Below are 15,213 nucleotides of genomic sequence, written 5' to 3' on the forward strand. Positions count from 1 at the left end.
GGACTGAAATCTGAATGGATTTCACTCCCCTTCCCTGCTTTATGAATCTGCAGCTGATTAAAATCGGACTAGAGAAAAAAATTCAGAATGTTCCACTTCAATTTTCCGATTTCAAGAATCAGAAACCGTTCAGAAATAAGAAATGGGATTAGGAAGATGAAATAGAGAAAGAAGGTAAAACGATGTACCCACCTACATTTGAAAATCTGATCCTGGAACTCCATAAACTCCCAGGTGTTGGAATGAAAAGTGCTGAACGAATGGCCTTCTCATTGCTTGGATGGTCAGATGACCAGCAAAAGCAGTTTGCCAAGGCTGTATCAGATATCCGTAATTTAAAGCAGTGCAAAGTCTGTGGCAACTTATCTGAAAACGAGATCTGCGACATTTGTGCCGATACAAATCGAGATCATAGTCAGATTTGCGTTGTTCAGTCTGAAAAAGACTTATATGCGATCGAAAATCTCCAGGAATATAAAGGGGTTTACCATGTTTTACATGGAGCCATCAATATTCAGAAAGGCGTTCTTCCCGATCAGTTGAATATCCCCTCTTTAGAAAAAAGGATTACACCTGAAACAAAAGAGGTGATTTTAGCCCTGGATCCGACAATGGAAGGTGAAACAACCGCGATGTATCTGACCAGATTGCTGGAAAATCAGGTATTAATCACAAAACTGGCCTATGGAATCCCATTCGGCGGCAAGCTGGACTACACGGATTCAAGAACTTTATCTAAAGCATTTGCAAGTCGTCAGAAAGAAAAATCTGAATAATCACACGAAAAGCAAAATACAATCAGTCCGATCCGATGATCTAAAGTCATCGGATTTTTTATATTTATGCTTCCTTTTCCATATTCCCTCCCTCATCGTATTCAAAGAGCCAAAAACTGATCAAGTAGATGAATAAAAAAAGAGTACTCTATCTATACTGCGCGGATTTAGGAAATTCATATTTCAAATCACTTCTGGCCGATTGAATCCAAAATATCGATAGTTTTTGAATCCTTATCAAGAAAAAAGCCATCATATAATCTAATAAGAATTCCTATCAAAATTTAATTAAAATTAAGTGGTAGAACCCTCCATTTTATACGCTGGATTTTCATATATCTGCTTATCATCCTAAAACTGCCCCTTTTTTCCACAACATCACCATTCTAATGAAATTCATAAGAAACATCCGATAGACGCTGATCAGAATCTGATCAGATGGGAACAGTCGGATATTGAGGATGATCGAATATGAAATGAATGGGAACAAATCTGATTATGATCCCTCTTAATCAGATATCCGGCAGATCGTAAGAGAAATGAAGTTTGATCAATTCGCACACGGATAATCCGGCGAAAAATGGCAAGAAAGAAAATCCAGTTCGGTGTTCTCTGCTCAAATTCTAGAAAAAATTCAAATCATCTTCCCAATTTCAGAAAATCAGAAGTAAAATCCGCTCTCTTGAATCTCTATTCATATTCGGTTTCACTCAAATCTGAGCAATCACGTGAGTGAGGTAAAAATTAGTGAAATTCTTCTTCACTGAATCTGATTCGAGAGCTAAAATAAAAATATGGTACGAAAACAATTGGGGGGAAGCAGAATGAAGTCTGGAACGTTGAATAGATAGAGAAAGGATTGAGATCGGATTAATCAGATCGATTTTCCCATCGATGTAATTCAAGTGAACGGATTTGGAATAAAGAAAGTTGGAGGAAAGCAGGCGATCAGATTGAAGAATGTGAAATTCCGAAATAGACTGATTTTATAGATCAAGCTATATCTGGAATGAAGGATTCTGTCCAGAGAAAGCCGGGCTTTCCTCAAAGTTTAATTCTTGTCGTGAAACTTTAATTGTGAGCAATCATGCGAAATTCATATTGATTTTTCACAAACGGTTCAAAGATTCAGGCTTTGAAAAATCTGCTTTTCCAAAAAATGATTGGAGAATTTGAAGAGTCGGATTTGATTTCTGGAAAGTTGCTCCTTAAAATGATATGGCATATGAAAATCATGAATCATTCATAATTTCTAATAGGCGGGATTATTGACCTGTGATATAATCTCGACTGAATCTGAATTTCCGAAGGAAGGGTGATAGATTTGGCTGAACAGAATTCTCCCATTGATGTCTATTATGATATGGACATCGCGCAGATCTGCCAACATTTCAACAAATCAAGAAATACAGTTGATAAAGCAGTCGCAAAGCTGGTCAAGAATTACCCGGATCGGGGCTGGAAATACAAGAACCCGGAAACCAAACGAATCACTATTCGTGCTGAGGGGGTTGAGAAGCTTTCTACATACTTCAGAAAGGAAAAGCAGGAAATTTCAACCGTTGAAACCGAACTGCGAATGGAAATCGAAAAACTGAATGCGATTCTTCAGGAAAAAGACAAGACAATCGCGAACCTGGAAGTCCTTTATAATGAACGTCTGAAGCTGGAACTGGATAAATCCGCTCAAACTTTCCTTCTTGAACAGAAATCAAAAGATGAAAAGATCACTGAACTGGATACGAAGGTAGCGGAACAGACAACCAGAATTGATGAACAGGACACCAAAATCACAGAACAATCCGATCAGATCCTCAAACAGACCGAAGAAATCAGTTCTCTGAAAACTGAAAATCAGATCCTGCAAGATGAAAAGAAGATTGCCGATGATAAGCAGTCCGATCTGGAATCCCAACTTTCTGAATATAGAAAAAAAGAAGAAGAATACAACTCAAAATCCTTCTTCTATCGATTAACTCACAAATTTTCTTTATCCTGATCCATGACTGCCCGGGCTAATTTGCTTGGGCAGTTTTTTGCGTAGGCTACATCGGCAGGGGCAAGCAGCTCATTGAACTTCTTGATTCCATCATGTTCATGATGATATTCATATTCTGCTTCATAATCACTGTGATGAGCAAATTCTGTATAATCCAGGCACAATTCAGCCTGTGGCATTTCATAGATCTTGCGAATCGTTCTTGTTTTCAGCATTGGATGAAAATCCGAAATAGGAGCGAGATGATCCAGTTTATCTTCCAGCCACTCTTTCACCTCTGGTTCAAGCTGCTCAAGAGTGGGCGCGTTGACAACGCGTTCATACTCGTATTTTGTAATCGCATCCAGCGGCTTTTTTAAAGTCAGGATATACTCGCTTGTTCCATCGATTTTTGGAATCTGTCGGATACGAAGCCCCATACGATGGGCCTGTAACGTTCTGGCGGCATTGTCGTAGTAGGTGTTGATCTGTTCCCGACAGATCGAAAAAGGATACAGGCTTTCCAGCTTGTCATACTGCTCTTTGGTAATCAGTGTTTTCAGTTCTCTTTCCTGATCGTTCATGTCTCATCCAATCCGATAAGCAGCCAGTTGTTCACAGTTTGTTGAACAATCTGGCAGACCTTTCTTATCTGACTTGGTTCAGCCTCCCTTCGCATTCAATCTTTAACCATTCCATTCGAAGTCTGATTGGTCTTTTTGTTTGTTTTCTTAACAAAAAATGTAATCGATATCTCATGTAGAATCGATTTTATTGCATAAGATGCTCTCTGAATCCGCCAGAGAGAATCACTTCATTCATCATGATACAATGACGCCGGACAAAAAGCGTACTGACGTCTTAACGATCAGAAATGGAAGGGGAGAATAAAAACATGCGTTATACAATTTACACTCGCGATGATGATTTCTCCAGAGATCTTGCCTCAAAGTTTAATGAAGTGATGAGAGATGAATTTCATGACATCCGTGATGATGACTCACCACAGATTGTTTTATGTATCGGTGGTGATGGAACAATCCTGCGTGCCATCCATCAATATGAATCTCAATTAGACAAACTGGTCTTTGTCGGGATTCATACCGGAACTCTGGGGTTCTTTACTGACTATACCAAAGAGGATTTTCGAAATTTCCTGCATGATCTTCACCACAATCAACCTGTCATCCAGTCCTACCCTTTAATTGAAGCAATTGTGGATGACCAGCAGACCTATCGCGCCTTGAATGAAATCCGTCTTGGATCCTTTACAACAACAGTTTATTACGATATTTCAGTTGATGGCGAATATTTTGAAACGGTCTGCAGTGCAGGGATTTGTGTCTCGACGCAGGCAGGAAGTACTGCCGCAAACCGCGCAATTGGCGGAGCTGTAGTGGATGATGGTCTGAATATTTTGGAACTTACTCAGATTATGCCAGTTTCCCATATTAACCAGCACTCAATGACTGCTCCATATATCCTGAAACAGGAACGTGTCATTGAAATCACCGGCAAGTCTCTGGACCATTCATTATTGTGTTACGACCATCTGGAAACGAAACGGCTTAGGCAAGCTATGAAAGTTGTAATTAAACTTTCTGACCAGAAAGTTCAATTTGCTCGTTTCCGCCCCTATTCATATTTAGAAAGACTGAAGAATCTTTTCTAATCCAAAGATCCTTCAGTCTTTTTCTCTGTTCCAATCAATTGAGAAATAGGGGAAATAAAAAACCGGAACAGAAATATCTGAATTCGTATGAATGCTCAGATTTCAGTCCGGATTTAGGGAAGGTTTAGTTTGAAAATAGCCGGCTGGCGATAATAATCAGTCCCCTGGTCTGATCATCAGCCATCTGAAAATCATATTTTTTTGGTCTGGAACCAGGATGAGACTTTGTGGATCATCTTTTTGGGACGAATATGAATGCGGACAATCCGGCTCGAAAGCGGAGACAGATTCATGATCAGTCCAAACAGAATGAAGTAAGACAATGTGGAAGATCCACCGTACGAAATCAACGGCAAGGTGATCCCAGTGATTGGAACCAGGCCGACAATCATGCCCAGATTCTGAATCTGCTGGTAGAGAAGCATCGCAATGGTTCCGATGATGATCAATCGGTTAGCGGTATTGCGGGAGTTATAGGCCATTTTGCACAGATATAAATCCAGCCACATACAGATGGCCAGAATAAACATCGTTCCAAGCAGTCCAAAACACTGACCGAATGCGGCGAAGATGAAGTCGGTATGGGCTTCAGGGATCGCAATGATATTGGCCTGCAGGCCATGACCCGTCAAACCTGCCGATCCCAGCGAGAGCAGAGCGGTATAGAGCTGGTTGGAGGAGCCAAGAATGTTGTGTTCCGGATAGAGCCAGGCATCAATTCGACGCAGCTGATAATCCGAAACGATCGACGACAGAAGATCATGCTGGTAGAAATACAGGTAGAAGAATCCACCAAACAATAAAACAAGGAATCCCAGGATCACCCAGATATACACTGGACGGACACCAGAACATAAAATCAGGACAAGCAAAGTGAAGCCGATAATAATAAACAGACCAGTATCTGGTTCAAGCAGAATCAGAACCATTGGCGGCACTGCCCACTTGGCAATTTCCCAGAACATCTGTAAATCATTTTTAAACGACGGATGCGGATGCTTTTTCTGGAATTCTGAAATAATCAGACTCGTTTTCAGAATCAATACAACCTTCATGAACTCACTGGCCTGGAAAGACCCGATACCGGGAATCTGCAGCCAAGAGTAAGCCCCATTGACGGGTGAAGCAAATGGCAGGCTATGGCCTGTAAAACGGTACAGGAGCTTGGAAGCCAGCAAATAGACCAGAACGTACATCAAATACTTGTACACATCCGGAATGTAGCGATAGAGGGCTTTGTTCTGAAAACGCGAGATAAGAATCAACGTTGCAAATCCGATGCCGTACCACATGATCTGTCTGCGAAGATACGAAGATCCAGATCCATTACGGATCAGGTTAAACGAGTTGTAGATCGCAAAACAACTGGTCAGAAACATGACGATGAGAATCAGAATAAATCCGAAGTCACATCGAGTTGTTTTTCGGCCGATTTGAAGTGTTTGTTTCATGGCTGCCAGGCCTCCTTTCAAATAGCAATTGTTTTTGGGGTTGATTATTTAAGTTAAGTATTCAATAGAGATGCCAGTCAGAGGACCAAAACGATCCATGGATCAGGCAGTGTATCGTGATGGCTTTTTCAAGCCGGACAGGATCAGAATTCAAAGTGTCTGTTGCCAGTTTCCAGATTGAATTGTAAAGTCCATTCTGAAAATGACCATAGACACAAACCAGAAAGATTTCAATTTCAATTGTGTTATTCACCAAAATCAGATCAGAAAGACGCTTTCAACCTAATCGAATAGTGTACAGGAAAATGATGGCCTGGATTTGGAATCCACATCTGTTTTCATGTGTTCCCTTTGATTTCTTTTTCAATCCGCTGATCCTGTAAAAGGGATCCTTTTGCAGGATCAGCATCCAGAACTTCTTGCAAGTATGGAAATTAAAGGGTGATCATTCTGGATTTACCAATAATTGATCTATCGTGGACGAATCTTCATCCATCTGAAAATCAGATTTCCAGGCTCATGTCGTAGACGATAAAGAAGCAGGATGACCCAAGGGAGGTTTCGTTGACCGAATCTGAAGATCAGGTTTGACGCTTTCGAATTGGGACTCTGCTCCTGGCAGGGCAAGGCAGGTCAGGGAACGATCTTATCGACTTTGATGGCCTGGATCAAGGCGGGAAAAAGAGCAGAATTCATCGAGTTATTCATTATCGTACTGAAAAACTCATGTTTTTGACTTTGATATAATGAAAGGGATGTCTATGGATAAAACACAATATACACCAATGATGCAGCATTATCTCACGCTCAAAGAAGAACATCCGGATGCCATTCTGATGTATCGCCTCGGAGACTTTTATGAAATGTTCTTTGAGGATGCCCAGACGGTCAGCCGGGAGCTGGAGCTGGTGCTGACAGCCCGTGCGGCAGGTGATGGAAAAAAAGTACCAATGTGCGGCGTCCCTTTTCGCGCTGCCAAAACCTATATCAATAAATTAGTTCGAAAAGGCTATAAAGTCGCAATCTGTGAACAGCTTGAAGATCCGAAAGAAGCCAAAGGATTAGTCGACCGCGGGATTATTCAGATTGTTACACCAGGGACAATTCTTGATGAAGAAGCTGGCAAGAAGGTCGTGAACTACCTTGGTCTGGTGGCTGCGGATTCAAGACGTGCCCTGATTATTCTCTGTGAACTCTCCACAGGGGAGTTGCGTTATCTTACAACCGATCGTTCGATCAGTACTGTGGAAGGAATGCTGAACGCCTATGGAGTCAAAGAAGTCATCGCTCCTCGTTCACTCGACAAGACCTGGCAGAAAGCGTTTGAAGCCCAGGACCACTTTCTGTTTTCGCTTCAACAGGCACAACCCCTTCAGCCAGAAGATGAAGCTCTGCTTCCGTTTGCGGACAGTCTGCTCAAGAATGGACTTGAAGTTTTACTGGGATATCTGCAGGCAACGCAGATGCAGCATGCCGATCACCTTTCGGTGATGACACCTCTCTTTCCACCTTCGAGCATGACTCTCGATCCGGAAACCCGTCTTCATCTGGAACTGACCAGGTCGCTTTCGGCGGATGCCAAAGCGCAATCTCTCTGGACATTTATGGATAAAACGCAATCCGCGTTGGGAAGCAGGTTGCTGCGGGAGTGGATTGAGGCGCCTTTATTATCGACAGAGAAAATTTTGCAGCGTCAGGAAGCCGTTCAGACGCTGTGTGACCAGTTTCTGGTCAGAACACAGCTTCAGGATCATCTTGCATTCATCTATGACCTGGAGCGCCTGGCCGCAAGAATCAGTTATCGCTCGGCTTCACCAAGAGATGTGTTGCAGCTGAGCACCTCGCTGGAACATGCCCGACCTATTCTGGATCTGGCAGACGTGTTAACCAGCTATCCGGAATTTGGCACGGTTCCTGATTGTCAGGATCTCTATCAGGAAATCTGTAATGCGATCGTTGCTGAACCGCCCCTGACCGTGCGCGATGGCGGATTCATTGCCAGCGGCTACAGCCAGGAGCTCGACGAGATCCGTCAGTTTGCCGACCAGAGCGATCAGGCTTTGATGGATCTGGAAAACAGAGAACGTGAACGAACCGGAATCAAGTCTTTGAAGATCGGCTACAACCGCGTCTTTGGCTACTATGTAGAAATTCGAAAGAGCCAGCTTTCCTTATTGAGTGATGACCTTGGTTACCAGCAAAAGCAGACTCTGGCGAATGCCAGCCGCTTCAGTTTTGATGAGCTCAAAGAGCTGGAAGAAAAAATCCTCACAGCCCAGGAAAAGAAGGTTGAACTGGAACAGAAGCTCTTTGATGAACTCATCGAAAAGATCAAAGTCCGACTGTCAGATCTTCATATGCTCTCGAAAGCGCTGGCCACGATAGATGTTCTTGTCTGCCTGGCCGATCTAGCCAGTGAGAAAGGCTATGTTCGTCCAGAATTCAGTACGGATGGAACGATCGATGTTCAGGAAGGCCGTCATCCAATTCTGGAATCTCGTCTTTCTGGCTTTGTGTCGAATAACTGGAAAATGGATCCAGGCACTGAGATCTGTCTGGTCACCGGACCGAACATGGGTGGTAAATCGACATGGCTTCGTCAGAATGCTTTGTTAGTGGTCATGGCGCAGATGGGCAGTTTTGTTCCAGCCCGTCAAGCCACTCTCCCTGTCTTCGACCGGATCTTTACCCGGATCGGAGCAAGTGACGATTTATTGCAGGGCAAGTCCACCTTCATGATGGAAATGATGGAAGCAAACAATGCGCTGCGGCATGCAACTGAACACTCGTTGATCCTCTTTGATGAGATCGGACGAGGAACAGCAACCTTTGATGGCATGGCTCTGGCGCAGTCCATGCTAGAGTTCATCACGCAGGTCATTCATGCCAAAACCTTGTTCTCCACGCACTACCATGAACTGACTTCACTCGAACAGGACTTTCCAAGTATTCACAACGTCCATGTTGATGTGAAGGAAAACAAGAAACAGATCGAGTTCCGCTATCGCATTGTCGATGGAAAAGCAGACAAATCATACGGGATTCATGTTGCCCGTCTGGCTGGGATTCCAAGTCTGGTGATCTCGCGGGCAAGCACATTGCTTGATCAGTTTGAGACGAGCAATCCAAACCAGAACTTCCAGTCCAGTCTGTTTGTCATGGACCCTTCCGATTTGCAACGTATGCAGCTGATTGAAAAGATTCAGGAACTCGACGTGGATTCTTTGAGTGCAAGAGATGCTCTTTCGATCCTGTATGATCTGAAAAATGCAGCCGAAAAAATCGAACAGTAATCCTTAAATCCCATCACAAGTCCAGAAGAAAAATCTCAGTCGGCATGCCTGAAAAGCGGCCGACTTTTTTGTCCCAACTTCGAAAGAGGACCAAAAAGCAGAAAAGGGAGCTGAATGATCGAAGTCTGATTCTCATGGTTTCTATCAAACAATTGAATGGATGATCACACTTTTCAAGACTTTCTCAAAGGAGGGGATCAGCTGGCTGACGGCCTCATTCCTCTGGCAGAGGACCAGACAACAAGGTGTGTCATCAGATCAGCAGGTGCACACCTCGAGGGGAAGAGGGAGATGAGAAGGGAAAGAAGGATTGAAGCAGTCGAATGCTGAGCAAATTTCAGGGCATTTTGACTCGGGCTACAAGGTGACCAATGCGCAAGAAGAAATGGATGAAGTCAGGTATGGGTCCTGCAAAAAAAGAAAAGATACGCCTGGAAATCTGCTTTGCAAACAATCCAATGACTTATCACCGTTGCAAAGAGGAAAAATACCCTGTGAAAGGAAGATTTCAAATCTTGCGGACGAGCGCAGAAATTGATCTGTGAATCTCTTTCAATATCAATACAGTTTTCTCCATTCTTTCTGCCTGAAATTCACTGGCTGCAGGACAAGAGAAGATTCAGCCCGGGAAGGCAGGAAAGATCAGGAAGAACGCCAGGTGGAATCGGTGGATTTTAATTTGGATGTCGTTTTATAAAAACAAATCTATTTTTGACTGAAAAACTCTTCCTCCACCCTTGAGAAACGCAGACCCTGTCTACTGACTGGCCTTCAACACTTCTGCCTGAATCTAATGACGAATCAGTACGATAGTCAAAAACAGCAGGAACAGCTGAAATAGAATTCTGCAATTTTTCGCTCGGTTTTGTTTTCAGAACAGCAGACTGAATAGGTGCCATCTGGAACCATTCAACAAGCAGATGGATGCGGATTTCTTGAGATCTGGAAAACTGAACGATTCATAGAGAACAAAGAACACAGTTCTTTTCCAATTCGTTCCCCCAATGATCGGATAGTAAAGGACACCACATTTGTTGACGAGGTCAAAATAGGAACGTCAGTCCAGATCAAATGACTGGACAAATTTAAATGACCGGATCTGAACTGAAAAGAAGCAGATCATTGGTATAGACCAGAATTGGGCTTTTCCAGATCTAAATCGGTCCACACTGGATGTCTTTTGCCAGGCGAGCGCTTCATCTGGATGGTTCATGGTCCCCTGGAAAATCTGCGGACTTCCTTCAAAAATCAGATTCAGATCGCAAAATCGGAATCTGAAAAACGATCATACGATAAGTAAAGGGGAGATCAGAAATAATTTGTGGAATGAAACGTTTCATCACTTGTCGGATTTCCAACCTGAATGTCATGGATCACATCGGAATAGAAATAGGATCACGCAATTTTTGCCGCTGATGGGTTCAATTGTCGGCGGATGAATGGCCAGGCAGCCAATTGTAAGAACGTTAAATTTTCAAAAGGTATGCCCCTGTACCAGTCATCCTCTTGAATGGCAATTCAAATACACTCAAATCAGAAAAAAAATGCTTTGAAATGAAACGTTTCATTATCAGATTCGGAAGAGCTGACCACTTTCAAATTCATATTTTGATCGTCTGGATGGAAGAAAAGCGGGAGGCAGCCTGAAACTGGAGTGGAGAAAAAATAGTTTCCATCAGAGGATAGAAGGCCAGTTTCTGAAAATAAGAACGGAGATTGACCAAGGGGGAGAGTTCTTGAATCTGGCAGATTTCACCTAGACCAAAATCCATGCAAAAGAGAATGAAGAGAAGAACCAGCCCGCCCATAAGAATCCCCCATTCGCAAATGGAGGCTGATCGAATCAAAAGATCCAGCGTCTTCTGTTCATCTGATTGATCAGATGAACAGAATTCCAGAGGAGAACAAAGACTGGACAAGACACTGGACAAATGAGAAAAAATCGAAAACTATGGATGAAATTCCAAATGTGAATTTAAAAAAATAAATAATCGGAGATCGATAGCTGAGAAGAGACGGAGATTGTTTTCATAACAATCCATCCAACAGGAAGACAGAAACGGCTCTGGTCGTGGATGGGGTAAGTGGAAGAAAAAAGAGATCAAGAGGAACTGTTTTTATAAAGATTGCGCAAATTGTCCTCGCTCCAGAACGATCAGTACGGGAACTTGGATAAGAAAATCAACAGCAAAAGGAAATCGCACAGATGGATGACCGGCAGACCTCAACAATCTCTTAAAAAGCAACAGAAGTTAAATACAATCACATAAGCTAAAAATAATTAAGTAGGTTCTAGCCAGGCTGAACGGGTGAATCCTGTCTTCGGATGGGAGGGCTGGCGGGATGGAAGTGAATCTAGAAGAGGTGAAAAGAAAAGCAGGGCCCGCTAAGCAGCGAAACAGACAGCGAAGTTTTCTCACGGATTCAGGCTCCCTTTCGAAGCAGGAAAATCACATTTGTCCGGATATCGATTGAATCATCGATTTTCAAGACTGGAAAGACGAAATGATCTTTTAAAGTTAGACCCGTTTAAATCCAGATCAGAGTCCGGTGAATCATCAGATTCACTCTGCTCATTTCAACATTCTTTAGTGGCAGCTGCCACGATTGTTTGTCGATCATGAGCTGGAAAAATCGGATGAAACAACCAGACGATATGAGGCGATGGAGCATATGATTGTCTGTTTGTTCATCACAGTTCAGGAGTTCAATTTCAAAAGGCTTGCCTGAAATTGTATAGTGTAAAGATACAGATCCTTGTCTTTGATCGACGAAGATTCTAACCTCAGAACAATCCATGAACGTGAATCGGAAAGGTCATTTCAATCCTTTTTGGTTCACTCCATATTCAAACGTTTCTGTCTTCTGATGAACGATCAGACTGGATCCAATCAAAAGACAGAAGCCGCTCAACTCAGGAAAGGAAGTGATGGAATGGGAATTATTCATGTTCTGGATCCACAGCTGACCAATATGATTGCGGCCGGTGAAGTCGTAGACCGGCCAGTGAACATCGTCAAAGAGTGTGTGGAAAACTCACTGGATGCAGGAGCAACCCGTATTGATATTGAAGTGTTTGAAGGGGGCATTGGCGGCGTTGTCGTGAGTGATGATGGTTGTGGAATGAGCTACGAAGACGCTCGAATGGCCTTCAAACGCCATGCAACTTCTAAGCTCCAAAATGAAGATGAACTGTTCGCTATTGCGACGATGGGCTTTCGCGGGGAGGCATTGCCTTCAATCGCTTCAGTGGCGAAAGTCTCGTGTCTGACTGCCAATACGGATGGGGGAACCCGGATTACTTATGAATATGGTGAACTGACAGAATACGAAAAAACGGATGCCCCGCTTGGCACCCGGATGGAAGTCAGAGGTCTGTTCCTTCATACCCCGGCCCGGTTCAAATATCTCAAGAAACCAAATTATGAATTTTCAATCATTGCCGATGCGGTAAACAAACTCGCTCTGGCTCACCCGGAAGTCCGTTTTACGCTTAAGCATGATAACCGCCTTGTTTTCCAGACCTCGGGGAAGAAAGACCGCCGCGAGATCCTGTATCAGATGTTTGGATCAGAACCGGCAAGAGAGGCTGTCGAATTTTATCGCCAGTCATCTGATTTCACGATCGAAGGCTATGCCATTCAGCCAACGATTACCCGGGCTTCTAAGAACTATATCTATATTTGTCTCAATGGCCGGACGATCCGTTCCTGGCCGATTACAAAGGCTGTCATTGAAGGCTATCGGGAGTATATGCCCAAGGAGCGCTATCCAATCTGCTTCATCAATATCACCACGGACTTCCAGCTGGTCGATGTCAACGTGCATCCAAACAAGCTCGAAGTCCGAATTTCCAAAGAAGAATATCTGACCCAGATGATCATCGATACGATCAGTGATCTGTTCGCCTCGGAAATTACCGCGCCCAAAGTCCAGTCCCGCAAGCCGCAGATCGAGCAGCTTCAGGCTGAACTTCATTATCCAAAACAAAGCCGGCAGGATGAGGATGCAGGTTCGTTTGGCAGCTTGGCAACAAGCCAGCCCAACGTCTTTCCATCTAGGCCAACACCCTCATCCGCTTTGGCAAAACCAGATCGATCAGCCGTTCAGTATCCAACGAAAAGCTCTGCTCACCCCGGCAATCAGATGCAGCCAAACCGCCCAGAAGAGATTTTCAGCGCTTCGACGCATGACTTCAACAAGCCAGTCTGCATACCGGCAACTTCAAAGCCAGCCCTGGATGAACCGGCTTTTCTTAAAGATCCGGCGGCTCCAGGCTATGCCACAAGAAATGTTCTGGCGCCTTCCAGACTAGAAACCGCTCCGACACAGGCCTTAAATTCTGACAGGAATAGGGTCGACCATGATGAAGAGAATCTGGTAACGGCTTCGATCAGCAACCTGTCGGAAGCATTTGGGAAGGGTTCTTCTTCCAATCCCTTGCCGGAAAAAGAAGGGCAAAAGCCTTCTTGCCAAACTGAGCCGATCCGTTATCCGGCTGGTCAGGCACCAGCCAGACAACGGAATAAAGGGAATGAATTTTTCCGCCACCTCAAGGTGATCGGTCAGCTGAAAGAATCCTATATTCTTTGTGAAGGCGATGAAGGGCTGGTGATTATTGACCAGCACGCAGCCCAGGAACGAGCCAACTTCGAAAAGATTCAGCGTGCGTTTGAAAAGCCAGTTGAAGTGGTGCAGCCGCTGATGATCCCGATTCGAATTCCGTTAACGACCGATCTGATGGCTGACTTAGAGACGATCAACGCCAGTACGAAGGATTACGGTCTGCACTTTGAACCCATCTCCAGCAATGCGGTCGTTCTTCGGGAAGAGCCGGGCTGGTTAAACCTGGTGAATCGCGAGCAGTTTTTAGAGGATTTATTTGCTTGGTATCGTGACCACAGACAAGTCGATATGAAGGAGCTGCGCCGCCATCTGATTGCTACCTGTGCCTGCCATTCTTCGGTTCGGTTCAACCATGCTCTCGGTCCGATGCAGATGCAGAAAGTGATCGATGATCTGGCAGAATGTGACCAGCCGTACAATTGCCCTCATGGCAGGCCGACGGTGATTACCATGTCGCTCAAAGAGCTCGCAAAGGAGTTTGAACGTGTCTGAAAAAAAAGTTATCGCAATTGTCGGGCCGACTGCTTCGGGCAAAAGTTCGCTGGCCATTGAAGCGGCCAAAGCCCTGAATGGAGAAATCATTTCCGCGGATTCCATGCAGGTTTATGAGGGGATGGATATTGGAACCGCAAAAATCGCGCCTGCAGAGATGGAGGGAATTCCTCATCATCTCATCGACATTCAGCCAATCGACCAACCCTGGAATGTCCGCACTTTCCAGCAGCTATGCCGGCAGGCGATTGATGAAATCACTGCGAAAGGAAAAGTCCCGATCCTTTGCGGGGGAACAGGACTGTATGTCAAAGCTGCCTTATATGATTATGAATTTGCCCAGGAGCAGGATGAACAGAACAGCGAAAAACAGGCGGAACTGGAAAAACTGACCAATGAGCAGCTCGTTGATCTGCTCAAAGACAAAGATCCCCAGGCCCTTGAAAAGATCCATCCCAACAACCGGAAACGTCTGCTTCGGGCAGCATTAATGGTTAAAAATGGAAAAACAAAAAGCGAGCGCGAAAACGCCCAGGAACATGCACCCATCTATACTCTTTATATTGTTGGACTCAAAGATGAAAGAGCCAAAGAGATTGAACGAATCAATCTGCGTGTTGATCAAATGTTTGATGCCGGGCTGCCTGAAGAAGTCAAACGCCTTTTCCAGACGGATGCAAGCAGAAAGTGGAATAGTTTCCAGGGAATCGGGTATAAAGAATTTGCGGGCTGGCTGGATGGACTTCAGAGTCTTGATGAAGTCCGTGAACTGATCAAAATTCACACCCGCCAGTATGCTCGCAGGCAGATGACATGGTTCAACCATCAGATGCCGGTACACTGGTATCAACCTGCCGACCGGAAACGGATTGTGCAGGATTTAGAGGAATGGTATGGAAGAAAGTAACCCCAGTACACAAAACAA

General features: G+C 44.2%; 9 protein-coding genes. 7 read left to right on the plus strand and 2 right to left on the minus strand.

Going from position 1 to position 15,213, the window contains the following annotated elements:
• Positions 1–182 precede the first annotated feature (182 nt).
• Together recR and U4956_RS07300 are read left to right on the plus strand one after the other, a co-directional pair.
• The gene (recR, locus tag U4956_RS07295; protein ID WP_323089871.1) at positions 183–776 is read left to right on the plus strand and encodes a recombination mediator RecR; all 594 of its coding nucleotides are present in this window, start codon (positions 183–185) and stop codon (positions 774–776) included.
• 1,315 nt (positions 777–2,091) lie between these two features.
• Positions 2,092–2,775 (plus strand): hypothetical protein, encoded by a 684-nt coding sequence (locus tag U4956_RS07300; protein WP_323089872.1) that lies wholly within the window; start codon positions 2,092–2,094, stop codon positions 2,773–2,775.
• Here U4956_RS07300 and U4956_RS07305 read toward each other — a convergent pair.
• Positions 2,754–3,338, minus strand: a complete 585-nt coding sequence (locus tag U4956_RS07305; protein ID WP_323089874.1) for a CYTH domain-containing protein — start codon at positions 3,336–3,338, stop codon at positions 2,754–2,756. The two genes, U4956_RS07300 and U4956_RS07305, sit on opposite strands and share 22 nt — an antisense overlap.
• A gap of 311 nt (positions 3,339–3,649) precedes the next feature.
• Here U4956_RS07305 and U4956_RS07310 point away from each other — a divergent pair, with 311 nt between their 5' ends.
• The gene (locus U4956_RS07310) at positions 3,650–4,426 is read left to right on the plus strand and encodes an NAD(+)/NADH kinase (protein ID WP_323089875.1); all 777 of its coding nucleotides are present in this window, start codon (positions 3,650–3,652) and stop codon (positions 4,424–4,426) included.
• A gap of 191 nt (positions 4,427–4,617) precedes the next feature.
• On the opposite strand, the gene U4956_RS07315 is transcribed toward U4956_RS07310, so the two are convergent.
• Positions 4,618–5,877, minus strand: a complete 1,260-nt coding sequence (locus U4956_RS07315; RefSeq protein WP_323089876.1) for an FtsW/RodA/SpoVE family cell cycle protein — start codon at positions 5,875–5,877, stop codon at positions 4,618–4,620.
• 761 nt (positions 5,878–6,638) lie between these two features.
• Here U4956_RS07315 and mutS point away from each other — a divergent pair.
• The 4 genes from mutS (at position 6,639) to miaA (ending at position 15,195) form a co-directional block, all read left to right on the plus strand.
• On the plus strand, positions 6,639–9,170 hold the full coding sequence (mutS, locus tag U4956_RS07320; RefSeq protein WP_323089877.1) for a DNA mismatch repair protein MutS: 2,532 nt from the start codon (positions 6,639–6,641) through the stop codon (positions 9,168–9,170).
• A gap of 310 nt (positions 9,171–9,480) precedes the next feature.
• Positions 9,481–9,708 carry a hypothetical protein gene (locus U4956_RS07325; protein WP_323089878.1) on the plus strand — a complete coding sequence of 76 codons (228 nt, stop codon included), beginning with the start codon at positions 9,481–9,483 and terminating at the stop codon, positions 9,706–9,708.
• 2,396 nt (positions 9,709–12,104) lie between these two features.
• A complete protein-coding gene (mutL, locus tag U4956_RS07330) occupies positions 12,105–14,288 on the plus strand; it encodes a DNA mismatch repair endonuclease MutL (RefSeq protein ID WP_323089879.1) in 2,184 nt (727 codons plus the stop codon).
• The gene (gene miaA / locus U4956_RS07335; RefSeq protein WP_323089880.1) at positions 14,281–15,195 is read left to right on the plus strand and encodes a tRNA (adenosine(37)-N6)-dimethylallyltransferase MiaA; all 915 of its coding nucleotides are present in this window, start codon (positions 14,281–14,283) and stop codon (positions 15,193–15,195) included. Before mutL ends, miaA begins: the two co-directional genes overlap by 8 nt.
• The last annotated feature ends 18 nt before the right edge of the window (positions 15,196–15,213 follow it).

Source organism: Allobaculum sp. JKK-2023, assembly GCF_034745455.1.
Taxonomy (GTDB): domain Bacteria; phylum Bacillota_I; class Bacilli_A; order Erysipelotrichales; family Erysipelotrichaceae; genus Allobaculum.

What these genes read in the sequence shown, in the direction of transcription:
- mutS (WP_323089877.1), top strand. Translation starts at nt 6,639, where the DNA reads ATGGATAAAACACAATATACACCAATGATGCAGCATTATCTCACGCTC.
- U4956_RS07315 (WP_323089876.1), bottom strand. Translation starts at nt 5,877, where the DNA reads ATGAAACAAACACTTCAAATCGGCCGAAAAACAACTCGATGTGACTTC.
- mutL (WP_323089879.1), top strand. Translation starts at nt 12,105, where the DNA reads ATGGGAATTATTCATGTTCTGGATCCACAGCTGACCAATATGATTGCG.
- U4956_RS07310 (WP_323089875.1), top strand. Translation starts at nt 3,650, where the DNA reads ATGCGTTATACAATTTACACTCGCGATGATGATTTCTCCAGAGATCTT.
- U4956_RS07305 (WP_323089874.1), bottom strand. Translation starts at nt 3,338, where the DNA reads ATGAACGATCAGGAAAGAGAACTGAAAACACTGATTACCAAAGAGCAG.
- recR (WP_323089871.1), top strand. Translation starts at nt 183, where the DNA reads ATGTACCCACCTACATTTGAAAATCTGATCCTGGAACTCCATAAACTC.